The organism is Alkalilimnicola ehrlichii, from assembly GCF_003399765.1.
Lineage (GTDB): Bacteria > Pseudomonadota > Gammaproteobacteria > Nitrococcales > AK92 > AK92.
The window spans coordinates 25,006-40,169 of sequence record NZ_NFZV01000013.1 but is presented as its reverse complement, the minus strand read 5'-3'; the positions used below and the strand labels follow the sequence as shown (position 1 = coordinate 40,169).

14 protein-coding genes, 1 other RNA gene and 1 pseudogene are annotated in these 15,164 nt (G+C 55.9%); 7 read left to right on the top strand and 9 right to left on the bottom strand.

Translation table 11 applies throughout. The features are described 5' to 3' along the window. Positions 1-213: 213 nt before the first annotated feature. From dnaK to hrcA, 3 genes are all read right to left on the bottom strand, one after another. On the bottom strand, positions 214-2,145 hold the full coding sequence (gene dnaK / locus CAI21_RS13055) for a molecular chaperone DnaK (protein WP_116302691.1): 1,932 nt from the start codon (positions 2,143-2,145) through the stop codon (positions 214-216). Positions 2,146-2,233: 88 nt separating this feature from the next. Then, on the bottom strand, positions 2,234-2,830 hold the full coding sequence (gene grpE, locus CAI21_RS13050; RefSeq protein WP_116302690.1) for a nucleotide exchange factor GrpE: 597 nt from the start codon (positions 2,828-2,830) through the stop codon (positions 2,234-2,236). 70 nt (positions 2,831-2,900) lie between these two features. After that, positions 2,901-3,968, bottom strand: coding sequence for a heat-inducible transcriptional repressor HrcA (hrcA, locus tag CAI21_RS13045; protein ID WP_116302689.1), 1,068 nt, complete (start codon positions 3,966-3,968; stop codon positions 2,901-2,903). A 225-nt stretch (positions 3,969-4,193) separates the two neighbouring features. Between hrcA and CAI21_RS13040 the strand changes: the two genes are divergently transcribed. Together CAI21_RS13040 and recN are read left to right on the top strand one after the other, a co-directional pair. After that, complete coding sequence (locus CAI21_RS13040; protein ID WP_116302688.1) at positions 4,194-5,072, top strand: NAD(+) kinase; 879 nt, start codon at positions 4,194-4,196, stop codon at positions 5,070-5,072. A 39-nt stretch (positions 5,073-5,111) separates the two neighbouring features. Next, positions 5,112-6,806: a DNA repair protein RecN gene (gene recN, locus CAI21_RS13035; protein WP_116302687.1), complete on the top strand. Its 1,695-nt coding sequence runs from the start codon at positions 5,112-5,114 to the stop codon at positions 6,804-6,806. 55 nt (positions 6,807-6,861) lie between these two features. Here the strand turns inward: recN and fur are convergent, their stop codons facing one another. Beyond that, on the bottom strand, positions 6,862-7,293 hold the full coding sequence (gene fur / locus CAI21_RS13030; RefSeq protein WP_181919416.1) for a ferric iron uptake transcriptional regulator: 432 nt from the start codon (positions 7,291-7,293) through the stop codon (positions 6,862-6,864). A gap of 26 nt (positions 7,294-7,319) precedes the next feature. Here fur and CAI21_RS13025 point away from each other — a divergent pair, with 26 nt between their 5' ends. Further along, entirely contained in the window at positions 7,320-7,703 is a 384-nt protein-coding gene (locus CAI21_RS13025; protein ID WP_147305109.1) for an outer membrane protein assembly factor BamE, read from the top strand. A gap of 20 nt (positions 7,704-7,723) precedes the next feature. Here CAI21_RS13025 and CAI21_RS13020 read toward each other — a convergent pair whose 3' ends face one another. From CAI21_RS13020 to CAI21_RS13010, 3 genes are all read right to left on the bottom strand, one after another. Beyond that, on the bottom strand, positions 7,724-8,038 hold the full coding sequence (locus tag CAI21_RS13020; protein ID WP_309544701.1) for an RnfH family protein: 315 nt from the start codon (positions 8,036-8,038) through the stop codon (positions 7,724-7,726). After that, positions 8,028-8,462, bottom strand: a complete 435-nt coding sequence (locus tag CAI21_RS13015; protein ID WP_116302766.1) for a type II toxin-antitoxin system RatA family toxin — start codon at positions 8,460-8,462, stop codon at positions 8,028-8,030. Before CAI21_RS13015 ends, CAI21_RS13020 begins: the two co-directional genes overlap by 11 nt. Before the next feature lie 202 nt (positions 8,463-8,664). Further along, positions 8,665-10,041 carry a sodium-dependent transporter gene (locus CAI21_RS13010; protein WP_116302683.1) on the bottom strand — a complete coding sequence of 459 codons (1,377 nt, stop codon included), beginning with the start codon at positions 10,039-10,041 and terminating at the stop codon, positions 8,665-8,667. A gap of 299 nt (positions 10,042-10,340) precedes the next feature. Here CAI21_RS13010 and CAI21_RS13005 point away from each other — a divergent pair, with 299 nt between their 5' ends. The 3 genes and pseudogenes from CAI21_RS13005 (at position 10,341) to ssrA (ending at position 12,395) form a co-directional block, all read left to right on the top strand. Beyond that, positions 10,341-11,015, top strand: coding sequence for a hypothetical protein (locus CAI21_RS13005; RefSeq protein ID WP_116348079.1), 675 nt, complete (start codon positions 10,341-10,343; stop codon positions 11,013-11,015). A gap of 465 nt (positions 11,016-11,480) precedes the next feature. Further along, positions 11,481-11,967, top strand: a pseudogene (smpB, locus tag CAI21_RS13000) (SsrA-binding protein SmpB). 64 nt (positions 11,968-12,031) lie between these two features. Beyond that, positions 12,032-12,395: a transfer-messenger RNA gene (ssrA, locus tag CAI21_RS12995) on the top strand. A 79-nt stretch (positions 12,396-12,474) separates the two neighbouring features. Here ssrA and pncB read toward each other — a convergent pair. After that, complete coding sequence (gene pncB, locus CAI21_RS12990) at positions 12,475-13,638, bottom strand: nicotinate phosphoribosyltransferase (protein WP_116302681.1); 1,164 nt, start codon at positions 13,636-13,638, stop codon at positions 12,475-12,477. Between the two features lie 4 nt (positions 13,639-13,642). Continuing rightward, a complete protein-coding gene (locus tag CAI21_RS12985; RefSeq protein ID WP_116302680.1) occupies positions 13,643-14,299 on the bottom strand; it encodes an isochorismatase family protein in 657 nt (218 codons plus the stop codon). A 102-nt stretch (positions 14,300-14,401) separates the two neighbouring features. On the opposite strand from CAI21_RS12985, the gene CAI21_RS12980 reads away from it, so the two are divergent. After that, positions 14,402-15,145 carry an NUDIX hydrolase gene (locus tag CAI21_RS12980; RefSeq protein WP_181919415.1) on the top strand — a complete coding sequence of 248 codons (744 nt, stop codon included), beginning with the start codon at positions 14,402-14,404 and terminating at the stop codon, positions 15,143-15,145. Positions 15,146-15,164 lie beyond the last annotated feature (19 nt).

Sequence of the window (15,164 nt, the reverse complement as noted above, 5' to 3'; positions counted from 1 at the left end):
TAGTTGTAGTACTCGGTCCATGTGACTCTCTATGCCGCTTACGGTTCATTACCGCTTGCGACTTAATGCACAGAAAACCACCTGGGCCGGATACCGATGAGTACCCGAAAGAAAGCGATTATAGCGGCAAATGCCCGTTCGCTTCCCAAATAAAGAAGGCGCAGAGCCGAAGCCTGCGCCTTCCGAGCCTGAGCGACACAGGCCGCTACCGGCTTATTTCTTGTTATCGCGCACTTCTTCGAACTCTGCGTCGACAACGTCTTCCTGCCCAGCCCCGCCTTCCTGAGCGCCTCCGGCGGCTTCCGGTCCGCCTTGCTCGCCGCCGCCCTGGGCGGCGTACATGCGTTCGGCCAGCTTACCGGAGCGCTCGGCGACGGTGCGGGTTTTGGCTTCGATAGCTTCCTTATCGGAGCCTTTCATCGCCTCTTCAAGCTCCGCGATGGCCGCTTCAATATCCTTCTTCTCGTCTTCCTCGACCTTATCGCTCATTTCTTCGAGCGACTTGCGCGTGGCGTGAATCAGGTTATCGGCCTGGTTGCGCGCTTCGACCAATTCGCGAGCTTTCCGATCCTCCTCGGCATGAGCCTCGGCGTCCTTAACCATCCGCTCGATCTCGTCGTCCGTCAGACCGCTGGAAGCCTTGATGACGATAGACTGCTCCTTACCGGTAGCCTTGTCCTTGGCGGAAACGTGCAAAATACCATTAGCATCGATATCGAACGTTACTTCGATCTGCGGCACGCCGCGCGGTGCCGGCGGGATGTCCGACAAGTCGAAGCGACCGAGCGACTTATTAGCGCTGCTCATTTCGCGCTCGCCTTGGAGCACGTGTACCGTCACTGCCGTTTGGTTATCGTCGGCCGTCGAGAACACCTGATGCGCTTTGGTCGGAATCGTGGTGTTCTTCTCGATGATCTTGGTCATCACGCCGCCTAGGGTTTCGATACCCAGGCTCAGAGGGGTCACATCCAGCAGCAGAACGTCCTTCACCTCGCCGCCGAGTACCCCGCCCTGAATCGCCGCACCCACAGCCACCGCCTCGTCCGGGTTAACGTCGCGACGCGGTTCTTTGCCAAAGAACGTTTTAACTGCTTCCTGCACCTTCGGCATCCGCGTTTGGCCGCCGACGAGGATGACCTCGTCGATCTCGCTCGCGGAAAGCCCAGCGTCTTTCAATGCGACCTTACACGGCTCAATGGTACGTTTGACCAAATCCTCGACCAACGACTCCAGCTTAGCCCGAGTCAGCTTCATATTAAGGTGCTTGGGACCGCTGGCATCAGCCGTAATATACGGCAGGTTAATCTCTGTCTGTTGCCCGGAAGACAGTTCGATCTTCGCCTTCTCAGCCGCTTCTTTCAAGCGCTGCATAGCGAGCGGATCGCCGGTCAAATCGATGCCTTGGTCCTTCTTAAACTCCGCGGCGATGTAATCGATGATCTTGCGGTCGAAGTCCTCGCCGCCGAGGAAGGTATCGCCGTTAGTGGAGAGAACTTCGAACTGGTGCTCGCCATCGACCTCGGCAATTTCGATGATCGAAATATCGAACGTACCGCCGCCTAGATCGTAAACGGCCACCTTCATATCGCCGCGCTTCTTATCCAGGCCATAAGCCAGCGCTGCGGCGGTCGGCTCGTTGATAATGCGCTTGACTTCCAAACCGGCGATTCGACCGGCATCTTTGGTCGCCTGGCGCTGAGAATCGTTGAAGTACGCCGGTACCGTAATGACGGCTTCCTTCACCTCTTCGCCAAGATAATCTTCGGCCGTCTTTTTCATCTTCATCAGGGTGCGCGCGGAGATCTCCGGCGGCGCCATTTTATTACCCTGAACTTCAACCCAGGCATCGCCGTTATCGGCTTTCACGATGCTATACGGCATCTCCCGCACATCGCGCTGCACGACGTCTTCTTCAAAACGCCGCCCGATCAGGCGCTTGACAGCGAAAACCGTGTTACTCGGATTAGTCACCGACTGCCGCTTCGCCGGCGCCCCGGTCAACACCTCGCCATCGGCCGCGAAAGCAACCACTGACGGCGTCGTGCGATCACCTTCGCTGTTCTCGATCACCTTGGGCTTGCCCCCCTCCATGATCGCGACACAGGAATTCGTCGTACCCAGGTCGATCCCTATGATTCTAGCCATTAATACTTGCTCCTAAGTTGTCAGGCTGCCCATTCAGAGCCGGACAGTCCTCAGAATTACTGCGTTACTCTGGTCGCGTACCGTGTATTCAAGCCTTGTCGTCGATCTGCCCGCCCGGGCCCTGAGACGCGGCTTTGGAAACCACCACCATCGCCGGGCGTAACACCCGGTCGTTAAGTAGATACCCCTTCTGCACAACATGCATCACGGTGTTCGGCTCGTGATCCGGGGACTCTTGCGCCGCCATGGCTTCGTGCTTTTCCGGATCGAAGCGCTCACCCTGCGGGTTGACTTCTTCTACCGAAAATCGCTCAAAAACTTGTTCCAGCATCTTTAAGGTCAGCTCTTGACCTTCGCGCAGCTTCTCGACATCCGCGTGTTCATCCAGCGCGGCGGCAATTCCCATCTCTAGGCTGTCTTTCACCGGCAGCAAATCCGCGGCGATCTTCTCCACGCCATATTTATGGGCTTGCTCTAGCTCCCGCTCCGATCGGCGACGGACGTTCTCCAGCTCAGCTCGCGCGCGCAGGAAATTGTTCCAATTCTCCTCTGCCTTCTGCTCCGCCTCGGCCAACTGCTTGGCCAGCTCGTCAGCATTGCCCGCACCTTCCGAAGGTGCGCCTGCGGCCGCAGGCGGTTCCTGTTCGCCTGCCGCGTTTTTGGAACGTGGGTCGTTATCCGCCATCGCGATTCTTTACTCCGTTGTTCACAAGTCCGGCGCGCCTAGCGGCAGCCGGCTGAATGAAAAATAGTTACTAACTTCGGTCCCCGTCGCGCTGATTCAAGGCGTTGCCAAGCAGCTTCGCCGTCATATCCACAATCGGAATAACGCGGTCGTAAGCCATTCTGGTTGGCCCGATGACGCCTAACACGCCGAGTACTTGACCATGCGCGGTATAGCTGGAAGTCACCAAACTACAACCGTCGAACACTTCGTAACCGGACTCTTGGCCGATAAAAATCTGTATACCGTCCGCCCGCAGACTCTGATCGAGCAGGTGGAGAACGTCCCGCTTTCGGGTAAACGCATTAAATAGCTCGCGCAGTTTTTCAACGTTCGACAGTTCGGCAAATTCCATCAGGTTAGTCTGCCCGGCGAGTACGTAATCCTGCTCGGACTTATCCTCAGCGAACAACTTCTCAGCCACAGCCCGTACCGAACTCATCGAGCGGTTCATACTCTCTTGGTCCGCTTCCATATCGTTCAGCAACGTGGTCCGCACACTGGCAACATCTTTACCGGCGAACTCCACGTTCAGATAATTCGAAACCTCGCGCAACTCATCCGCAGTGAAATGGCGCTCGGTCTCGATGACACGGTTCTGGATTTCCTCGTCGTTGACAATCAAGATCGCCAACACCCGATTATCCGACAGCGGTAGAAACTCGACTCGACGCAAGGCCGCATACTCACGCCGCGGCAACGTCACTACGCCAGCCAACCGCGTAAGCCCCGAAAGCAGGTTCGACGCCGAATCGACCAGCGCATTAGCACCGCCACCTTCGTCGAGCCGGATATTCAGCTTTTCCGCATCTTGCAGATCGGGTGTACGGACGGTCAGTAAGCTATCGACAAAGAAGCGATACCCCTTGTCCGTCGGCACCCGACCGGCAGAAGTATGAGGCGCCTGCACATAGCCCAGCTCCTCAAGGTCCGCCATCACATTACGAATCGTTGCCGGACTCAACGACAAGCCGGAATCGCGCGTTAAAATCCGCGACCCTACCGGCTGGCCGTCCCGGATATGGCGCTGCACCAACACCTTTAATAGGTGCTGCGCACGCTCGCCTAATGAACCGTGATCGACGGGTTTTCTCGCCATAGTCTCACCAAAGCGCTATCACTTACCGGCGATGCTATTAGCACTCTCCGTATTTGAGTGCTAAGAACGCTAACAATATGCCATTTCCCTGTCAAGGCGTAGGGGCATTCCTTCGCAAAGGAAACGCCCGTTTGTCGACTACCGAGAGACGAATTCGCCAAAAGTTGATTCAAAGAGCCGCTCCTTCTGGCAGAATACGAAACACACTTTTCGCACGGACGGCTCATGAAACGTTTCCAGACCATTGCGATCAGCGGCAAGCCTCACGACACTAGTGTCATCGACACCATAAAGCGAATCGCCGAGCATCTGCATGAAAGCGGGCGCGAGGTGTTGATCGACGAAGAGTTGTTAAACGGCACTGTCGTTGAGGGCGCGCAGACCTTGCCACGCCAAGCGCTGGCATCGCGGTGCGACCTTATGATTTCGGTTGGCGGCGACGGCACGCTGCTTAGCGCCGCACGACTGCTAGTCGACCACGACGTACCGATCCTAGGGGTTAATCGAGGACGCCTAGGGTTTCTGGTCGATGTCTCGCCAGGCAACCTCAGCGAACTCGATAACGTTTTAGCCGGTCAATACACGGCCGATGAAAGAATCTTACTCACGGCGGAGATTCGGCAGGACGACAGAGTGGTCGCCAGCGGTATCGCTCTTAACGACGTGGTGCTTTATAAGTGGAACAGCGCCCGTATGATCGAGTTCGTTACCTACGTTAACGGCGAACTGGTTAGCCATAACCGGTCCGACGGTTTGATCGTCTCGACCCCGACCGGCTCCACCGCCTATGCTATGGCCGGCGGCGGCCCCATCGTCCATCCGGATGCCAAATGCATGGTGTTAGTGCCGGTATGCCCACACACCCTGAGCAACCGCCCGCTGGTGATAGACTCTTCCAGCGAGGTCGAAATCGTTGTACACCAAGACTCGATCGATCGCGCCGGAATAAGCTGCGACGGCCAAGCGGACCTGGGTTTGATCCAAGGCGGTCATTTAATCATCCGCCGCCACCCTCGCTCCGTTCGCATCATTCATCCGCCGCAGTATCGTTATTTTGACCTGCTCCGAGCAAAACTACGCTGGGGCGACATTTACGTTCGATAACAATCCGCCACTGACCGCGATTGCTGGAGGACAAGGCCGGTGTTGAGCCATATCCACATACGCGATTTCGCTATCGTCGATCAACTCGACCTAGAGTTCGACGACAAACTCAGCGCCCTGACCGGGGAAACCGGGGCCGGGAAGTCGATTCTTCTCGACGCGCTGGGGCTATGTTTAGGCGATCGCGCGGATAGCGATACCATTCGCCCTGGCGCTGACCGGGCGGAGCTAACTGTCAGCTTCGAACTCGACGAGAGCAACCCAGCACTCGCCTGGCTCGACGAGCACGAACTGCGCGAGGACAACGACTGCATCCTCCGCCGAATCATTCAAGCCGGCGGGCGCTCGAAGTCGTATATCAACGGTCGCCCTGCACCGCTTCAGGCCCTGCGAGAGCTCGGCGAACAGTTAGTAGACATCCACGGTCAGCATGCCCACCAATCGTTGCTGCGAAAAGAAATGCAACGCCAACTGCTAGACGATTTCGGCGGACATCAAGAATTGCTGCGTCAAGCTGCCGCCCTCTACTCGGAGTATCGCGACCTACAGCGGGAAATCGAACAGCTGGAAGGCGGTCAACAAGACTACGAATCGCGGCTCGAACTGTTGCGCTATCAGGTCAACGAGCTGGAAGCCCTCGGCTTAGAAGCCGAGGACATCGAAGCACTCGATGCAGAGCACCGCAAATTATCCTCTGCCGGCGACCTCCTCACCACTTGCCAGGCACTGCTCACCACTCTATACGACGACGACGGCTCGGCACAAAGCGCACTTAGTCATGCAGCCGGCGAACTGGAGCGCATGCGGAGCATCGATCCGGCGTTAGGCGATGCGCACGAAATGTTCAATAACGCACTCATCCAACTTGAGGAAGGTTGCGACAATCTCCGGCGCTATGCCGACTCGGTCGACCTCGACCCCGGCCGCTTGGAATGGATAGAGGAACGCCTGGGCTCGCTTAATGATTTGGCGCGCAAACATCGATTGCGTCCCGAAGAACTCCCGGCACGACTCGAAGCGCTCCGAGAAGAATTAGCCCACCTAGAGGGCGCCGAAGAGCGTTTAACCGCGCTAAGACAGCGGCAGGCGAACATCATGAGCGAGTATCGCCAAGTTGCATCGCAACTGACCGAAGCCCGTCGCCAGGCAGCGACCTTGCTCGACCAAAGCGTCACCGGCTTCATCAAAGAACTCGGCATGCCCGGCGGCGAGCTACGTATCGAGGTTGAGCCGCAAGACACGAACGCACCCAGTCGGTTTGGAGCCGACCACGTCCTATTCACGGTCCGCACCAACCCTGGCCAATCCTTCGGACCGGTACACCGGGTAGCGTCTGGGGGCGAATTGTCGCGGATTGGGCTAGCTATACAAGTCGCCACGGTTAATACAGCAAAAATTCCGACCTTAGTCTTCGACGAAGCGGATACCGGCATGGGCGGTGCAGTCGCAGAAGTCGTCGGCCGCAAGCTTCAGCAACTCGGACGGACGCACCAAGTTCTATGCATTACCCATTTACCTCAAGTCGCGGCACAGGCCGAACACCACTACCGGGTCAAGAAAGAAAGCGACGGCGAGACTACGCGCACGACCGTTATTCGGCTGGATAATAATGAACGCGTCGAGGAAATTGCCCGCATGCTCGGCGGCGTAGAAATCACAGAGAACACGCTCAATCACGCGCGCGAGATGCTGGAGAAAGCCCGCGAAGCTGCACAGGAAGCCACTAGCGCATAAACCACGGCCAATGGTAGGGCGAGCAGAATGCCTGCCCTACCATTGGCTCACACCGTCAACTCTTACCTTTACCTTCTGATCGCCGGCATTTCTTACACTTACCGTATAGGATCAGCGCGTGATCGGTAATCTCGAAACCATATTGCTTCGCGATCGCTTCTTGCCGCTCTTCAATCACTTCATCAAAGAACTCTTCGATAGCGCCGCAATCGACGCAAACGATATGATCGTGATGATCCTCTTCGGCAAGCTCAAAAACCGATTGATTACCCTCAAAGTTATGCCGCTCAACGAGTCCGGCCGCCTCAAACTGAGTCAGCACTCGATACACGGTCGCCAGGCCAATGTCTTCGCCTGCTTCTAGCAGGGCCTTGTAGACATCCTCAGCGGAAAGGTGACGGTTCTCGCTTTGTTCGAGCATTTCAAGGATCTTCATCCTTGGCAAGGTAACCTTCAACCCCGCTTTTCGCAGATCTTTTGACTCCAAAATACCCCCTGCCTGATGTATCTTCAGTGAGTGTGCGGTATGATCAAGCCATTCACCTGACCATGTTGAGAATGATGCGTACTCTCGCTTGCACCCTATTATACATCAGCGTTATCGGATTGGCGGCCTGCTCGAACGGACGCATACCCTTCACGTATGCGGTTGAGGTCCAGCAGGGCAATATCATTGAGGAAGAAGCGCTAGAACGGTTGGAACCCGGCATGACTCGACGCCAAGTCGAGCACCTGCTCGGTTCCCCAACCCTTACCCCAGTACACAACGAGCGACGCTGGGAGTATATCTACACGTTGCAACAGGATGGCCGCCGAGTCGATTACAAACGGGTCACCGTCCTCTTCGACGAATCCGACCGCGTTACCGAGATCAAACGCCAAGCCGCCGAGGGCTGAAGCTTCTCCCCGGCCTTTGGTTAACGATTCTTTTGCTCAGCCATCCGCTTCGCCCGCTGCTTTCGCACCTCTTTAGGATCGGCCAGCAGCGGGCGATAGATTTCAACTCGGTCTCTATCCCGCAGCGGCTCATCGAGCGCCACCAAACGGCCGAATATTCCGACTTTATTGTGTACCAAATCGATTTCGGGAAAGCGCGCCAAAATCCCCGACCGGTCAATGGCCTCGGCAACGCTAACCCCCTCCTCCACGCTGAGCTGGAGGACAAGCTGCTCGTCGGGCCTCGCATACGCCACTTCTATCACGCACGTCGCACGCCCCGAGCTAGCGGCCATAGACCTCATTCGCCCGTTTCACAAAGGCGTCGACCAAGGTATTGGCTATTTGGGTAAAAATCTTACCGAAAGCCATCGTCATCAAACGGTTGGAGAACTCGAAATCGAGATCCAACGATACCTTGCATGCGTCTTCCCGCAAAGCCTGAAAGCGCCAGAACCCCTCCAGATGCCGGAACGGCCCTTCCACCAACCGCATTTCCATCATCTTGCCACGCTGGAGGCGGTTTAAAGTGGTAAACGAACGCTCCAAACCGCCTTTTGCGATGACGATCGTCGCTTTCATTTCATCGGCATCCCGGCTGTGTACCTGACTATCTCGACACCAGGGCAAGAACGACTGATAACTGTCGACATCGCACACCAGGTTGTACATCTGCTCCGCAGAGTGAGAAACCAACGCGCTGCGGGAAATCGTCGTCATACGCGCAACTAACCTTTTTAAACGAAGAAACATGAAACCGACGGCAAACCCATCTCGTTTCCCTATGGACATGGGCTTAGTCCGACATCAATTACAGGGGCGACCATAGTGTACATGAGGTCGACGCACGACGAGCAACGCCGAGTTAAGCGCGTGACACAGCTTTTGCCCTAACGACACTGACCGACGTCGAGTCCATAAATCAGATCAATCGAATCGAATGCAACAGAACAAGCAGAACGGCCAAAGGAGTAATGAAACGAATGGTAAAATGCCAAACCCGCCAACCGTACTCGCCGCCCAACTCCACCCGAACGGATGCCTTTGACAGCCGCCAACCCGCAAAAAACGCGATCAACAACCCGCTAATAGGCAATAACACATTGATCGCGAGGAAGCTGAACAGATCGAACAAAGTACTCTGCTCGAAGCCGGAGACATTACCCAGCGGTCGCACGTGCTCCCACAGATTAAACGACAAGATCGACACGACGCCCAAAGCCCATATAGCGGCCCCGACATAGCTGGTCGCCAAAGAGCGGTCCAGCTTTGTGTGCTCGACCACATGCGCCACGAGCGGCTCCAGCAAGGAAATGGCCGACGTCCAAGCCGCGAATAAAACCAACAAGAAAAACAGGGTTCCAAACCAGACGCCACTGTCCATTTGGGCAAAGGTCAACGGCATCGTCTCAAAAACCAGACCAAGCCCGGAGTCGGCGGGCGTACCGTGCGCAAAAACCAACGGGAAGATTACCAACCCGGCTAGCAGCGCGATCACCACATCCAAGCCGACAATAACGCCGGCAACGGGCAAAACCGACACCCGCCGATGGAGATAAGCACCATAGACCATTACGGCACCGACGCCCAAACTGAGCGTGAAGAAGGCATGCCCCATCGCCACCAAAACAACGCCGCCGCTAATACGGCTAAAATCGGGGTAGAACAGAAAAGCTAACGCTTCCCGGGTTTGCCCCGTACCCGCGGCATATACGGCTAGGAATATCAGTAACAGAAGCAGCAACGGCATGAACCAGCGAATAGCCTCCTCAAGCCCCTCCCGCACGCCGCGCCCGACCAATGTCATGGTGACCGCCATAAAAAGCGTATGCCACGCTAGAACCTTCTCGGGATCACCGATCAGCTCTTGGAAAACGAGTACGGCCTGGAAAGAGTCCGCTCCGGAGAAAACACCGCCCGCAGTGCGAAAGACATAGGCCAAAGACCAACCGCCAATGACGCTATAGACGGATAACACCAGAAAAGCAGCCAGCAAGGACAACCACCCGACATATTTCCAATGCCGAGCGCCCCCCTCTTCGGTAGCCACGCGCTCCATAGTTCCTGCCGGAGCGCATCGTCCCCGACGCCCGATAACGATCTCGGCAACCAGCAAGGGCAGACCGACGATTAACATGCAGGCCAGATAAACCAGCACGAATGCACCGCCGCCATGCTCGCCGACCAGATACGGAAACTTCCAGATGTTGCCGAGACCTACCGCCGATCCCGTTACCGCCAAGATAAAGATTAGGCGCGACGACCACTGGCCGTGAATTGAGCGCCGCTGAGAGCTCACTGTTATCGTTCTCCTGGCTCGCCTCTCGCTAATATTGTCATAGACTTCCCCCTCAACCGCAAGCACAAGTTGTTCGACCTGCCCCTCCTCTCTCTATACAGCCGCCACAGCACCTCCCTCTGCCACCCACCTGGCCAGCACCACCCGCCCACCAAGACCGCTATCGTTTCTCATTTAAGAAAACGACTTGCTTTTAAAACAAGCTGACGATAAAAGAAATAAAAGCTTTGCTTTACAAGCGCACCTTAACCTTAACTTTTCGAGATAAATTAGAGTCTTATTAAGAGCAAAGAATTATAATGGCAACAGGAACTTTAAGGGCACTTACAATACTAGGCCTTTCTTTATTGGCAACCACCTCCGTTTATAGCCAGCAGATTCCAATGCCGGACCTCTGCAAACTGCCTCAGTGCTCACTGACAGCAGTTTCTGGCGACTGGCCACAACACTCACACGCCGCCCGAACTATCGAGCTAGAAGTTGGACCTGAACTGGTTCTCAGCCTCCCCAAGCCTCCGCAACGCGTGGTTCACCGAAACGCTATACTCACTTTTGACCTCGACGGCTCTCGGCTTATCTTCCATACCTACGATGCGGAAGCCTATGGCTTTACCTCGGACTACGGCTTTGATCCCTTTGCTATCAATTTCGTAGATTTCCTTCGCAATGCGTTCGAGAAAACCCCCGAGGAAGAACCGAAGGAGACGGCGATAGAAAAAAGCTTGTTTCGGTATTCGCAGCTTCTAAAAGCCATGCAGGACATGTCCGAAGACACTACGATCACTCATTTATCGAAGGCTCCTATAAATGTGTATTACTTCCAACCAGAGTCCCGCAGCGGCCAGGAATTACACATAGCATTTGTCTCCAACGATGCTGCGCCAAACGCCTTCTTAGAAATTCGCGGGTCAGGATTATCTAAAGCAGAGTTCCAACAACATGTTTCGGGGTTATCAACAAGAGAAGCGCGATAATGGAACTGTCGCACAGAGAAAAAGAGGCTATCCGAGAGGGTCTACGCCCTATCTACGGGGCACAAGTCTCATCTTGGCGAATGACACCTGAAACGGTTGATGTGTTTGCGGATTTCGTGGTTCGCGCACAAGGCATATGCCCTGCCATGGATTACATCCCCCGGTACATGCCCCCAGGCTTAGAAGCTCGGCGCTACATCCGACGAGAACTTATGCGCATAACACAAGCTATGGCCAAAGAGACGAATCGCTTGAACCTCCACTGCCGCCGGGCGGCCGGGCTTGGTATGCGCCCACGATTTGAAGACACACTGCGGTAAAGTGTGCCTCGCACTAACGGCCACACGCTAATTTAGCGAAAGGAGCTACGCACCTGTAGCCGCAGGCAGCAAAACCTTCTGAAAACGCGACCTGAAAGATGATCGGCCACTAGCCCGCAGGCGTTGCTGTGAGTACAATAGCCGCGTGAGTAAGAAAGCCAACAACAAATCGACCAATAGCAGTGCCACGATCGCTCTGAATCGTCGCGCTAAGCACGATTATTTTATCGAGGAGCGGATTGAGGCCGGTTTGGCACTCGAAGGTTGGGAGGTGAAAAGCCTCCGTGCCGGGCGTGTCAGTCTACAGGAAGCTTACGTCGTCGTCCGGCGGGGCGAGGCATGGCTTGTGGGTTCGAATGTCACGCCGCTTGCAACGGCATCGACCCATATCAAACCCGACCCGACGCGATCGCGTAAACTTCTACTGCATAAACGGGAACTCAGCCGCCTGGTCGGCTCCACGGAACGAGCCGGTTACACGCTGGTACCGTTGGACCTACATTGGAAACGCGGCCGCGCCAAGCTTAATGTCGGCTTAGCCAAAGGCAAAAGCAGTACGACAAGCGGCCGACAAGAAAGATCAGGATTGGAAGCGACAAAAAGAGCGCTTACTGAAACACCGTACGCAATAAGTACGAGCGAGGAAATACTCGCAGGGAACTTTGCATTGGTATAGACTGTCTTACTCAATGCTAAGGGGGCGACATGGTTTCGACGCAAGTCGCAAAGCCTTAGGTGCATGCCGAGGATGTAGCTTTCCCTCGTAAAAAAAGCTGCCAACTTAAATATAGTTGCCAACGACGAAAACTACGCTCTAGCGGCCTAAATCCCGCTAGCCGTTGACCGGATGGTGCCTGTGCCTCCGAATCAACGGTCGTAGCTCACAGGATCGCAGCTGACGGGTACCGCCTGCACTCGTCACTGTTAAATCAATCAGGCTAGTCGAATGTGATCCCTAGCTCGTTGGGCAGCGTTCGGCGAATGTAATAGACGGGCTAAGCATGTAGAGCCGACGGTAGAGCTCTTGCGGACGCGGGTTCGATTCCCGCCGCCTCCACCAACACAAAAAAACCGGCCAGTGGCCGTTTTTGGCTTTAACACCTACCAATGCTTCTTGAAGCCCCTCTCAACCTGCCGAATTACGCCGCCTCTTTGCCGAATACGCTGCACAGATAATTCAAGTAAGACGCATCCCGACACATCGTTTTACCCGCGCTGTCGGAAAGTTTTGCCACCGGCTGTCCTTGGCATTCGGTCATTTTAATGACCACGGAAGGCGGTTCGATACCCAGGTCATGGGTTAGGTTGGTGCCGACGCCGAAAGCAATTTTTGCCTGCTGCCCGAACGCTTTCTCCAGAGCGATCATTTGCTCGACATCGAGCCCGTCGCTGAACACCAATTGCTTACTACGCGGGTCGATCCTCAGCGCTCGATAATGCGCGATCATTGTCTCGGCCCACACCACCGGATCGCCTGAATCATGGCGCAGGCCGTCGAATAGCTTTGCAAAGTAGAGGTCGAAATCGCGGGTGAATGCGTCCATGCCGATAACATCCGTCAGCGCAATGCCTAGGTCTCCTCGATACTCTTGCACCCACGCTTCCAACGCCGCCTTCTGAGAGTCGACCAAACGCGCCCCTAACGCCTGATGGGCTTGCAACCATTCATGTGCCATAGTCCCAATTGGCAGCAAGCCAAAGCGACGGGCAAGGTCGACATTACTGGTACCGGAAAACCCTTTCGCCTCCAGCAACCGATTCACCACTTCCGTCTGCCAGCGGCGGGCGGCCCGGCGGCGGGTACCGAATTCGGCAAAGGCAGGCACCACGTCGGCTGAACGTAACAGCGCCAGTTTCTCCTCCAGCCGTTCTCGCCCCTTGGCCAGCAATCGCGCCTGATCGGGATGGGTTTCGAACTCCAACTCGGCAACAATGGCGAGCAGCGGAACCTCAAACAAAATCGTATGCAACCACGGCCCTTCGATCGCTATGCGCAACTCGTCCCCATCGCGGCTTACTTGAACGTAGTCCGGGTTAAAGCGAAACAAGCTGAGAAAGTCGACGAAATCGTCTTTCATAAACCTTAAAGAGCGCAGGTACTCGGCTTCGTCCTTAGTAAGCGCGACGCCTCGCAGCATGCCGACTTGCGCTTCGACACGCTCGGCGAGCGCTCCTAACTTATGCGCGCTACGGCACCGAAACTCATAACGTACGTGCGCCTGGGGGTAACGATGCAGCACCGCCTGCATCATCGTTAACTTATAGAGGTCCGTATCCAACAAACTGGTGATAATCGGTTCCATCGCCTTACGCCTCTACCTCTGCTTGCAACTCCGCCGCGTTCCGAACAACCCACACACCCTGTTCGCGCATCGACTGGACCGCTCGCTCGCCCGCTTCTCGATCCAGAGGCCGAGTTGCCGCAAGATTCAGAATCACCTGAAAACCTGCTTCTTGCAATTGTCGTACTGTGGTAGCCACGCAGAATTCCAACGCTAAGCCGCCGACAATAACATGGCTAATCCGGTTGACTGTTAAATACTCAATCAGCCCCGTCGAAATCCGTTCGGCAAGGTCGTGGTATGCCGCCCCGTAGGGGTGCATATCGGGCGCCACGCCTTTGTAGATTGGGTGATCGTAGGCCGTCTCCGCCGGTAAACCGTCCAGCAGTTCGAAACCGCGGGTGCCCGGAACGGCATGCAACGGCCAATACAGATCGGCATTGGCCTCGCCCTCGACGGGCGATAAGGGAGGGTGCTCGGCATCCGCCAACCAAACCGGGGTCGCCGGATGCGCATCCTTGGAAAACAACCGAAGTCGCGCAAGACCGGCCTGGGCATTTAGCTCGTCGACGATCTCGTCCCCTTCCGGTACCGGCAGCTCATCCGGACAAACCGGAGTAAAGCATTTCTGCGCATCGACGTCGAGTGAAGCAACAACATCTTTCGGCGGCAGTTTAGTCATTATTCTTGCCCTTTTTCTCTTGTTGCGAATTACTTAGTTGCAGGTTACGAATAAGTTGGTACGATGTCAAGCCATTCTACTCGCAGAGGAGTCGCCTCGGTTATGACTAGCTCGACTTATCGCCCGGCTTCAGCCGCCGAGGCCCGTTTCCTGGCCGAGTACGATGCGTCGGCCTATGCTACGCCATTGGTCACGGTAGATCCTGTCATCGTTACGCTGCGTGACGAGCAGTTAGCGGTCTTGCTAGTAAAACGAGAAGAGCACCCCTTCTTAGGTAGCTGGGGTTTGCCTGGTGGCTTTATCGATATCCGAAACGACGCTGACCCGGAAGCCTGCGCAGTACGCAAACTAAAGGAAAAAGCCGCCTTCGTCTCCCCCTACTTGGAACAGGTCAAAACGGTTGGCGGTCGCGAACGCGACCCGCGCGGCTGGTCGCTGACGGTGCTCTTCTTCGCGCTGATCGCCGAAGACGACGTACCGCCTATCGATAAGCGCCTGGCAAAATGGTTTCCGCTTAGCGCTCTACCGGACGCCATGGCATTCGATCACCGGGCTCTGATTGATTGCGCTATTCGGCGCATCCGCGCGAAGGCCGAATACACGGCACTGCCAGCACACCTCCTGCCGCAACGCTTTACCCTCAGCAAGATGCAGCGAGTCTTCGAATTAGTGCTGCAACGGCGCTTGACCGCCGGCGCCTTTCGCCGGCGCATCGAACCGTTAGTCGAACCGATTGCAGACTGCTTCGAAACGGCCAGCCACCGCCCCGCACAAGTGTATCGCTTGCGCCCCGATTCCGGCTCGCTGATCTTCGAGCAACCGTTGAAAGGGGCTCGACGGAAGTGATCCGTTAGCGGGGGAACGC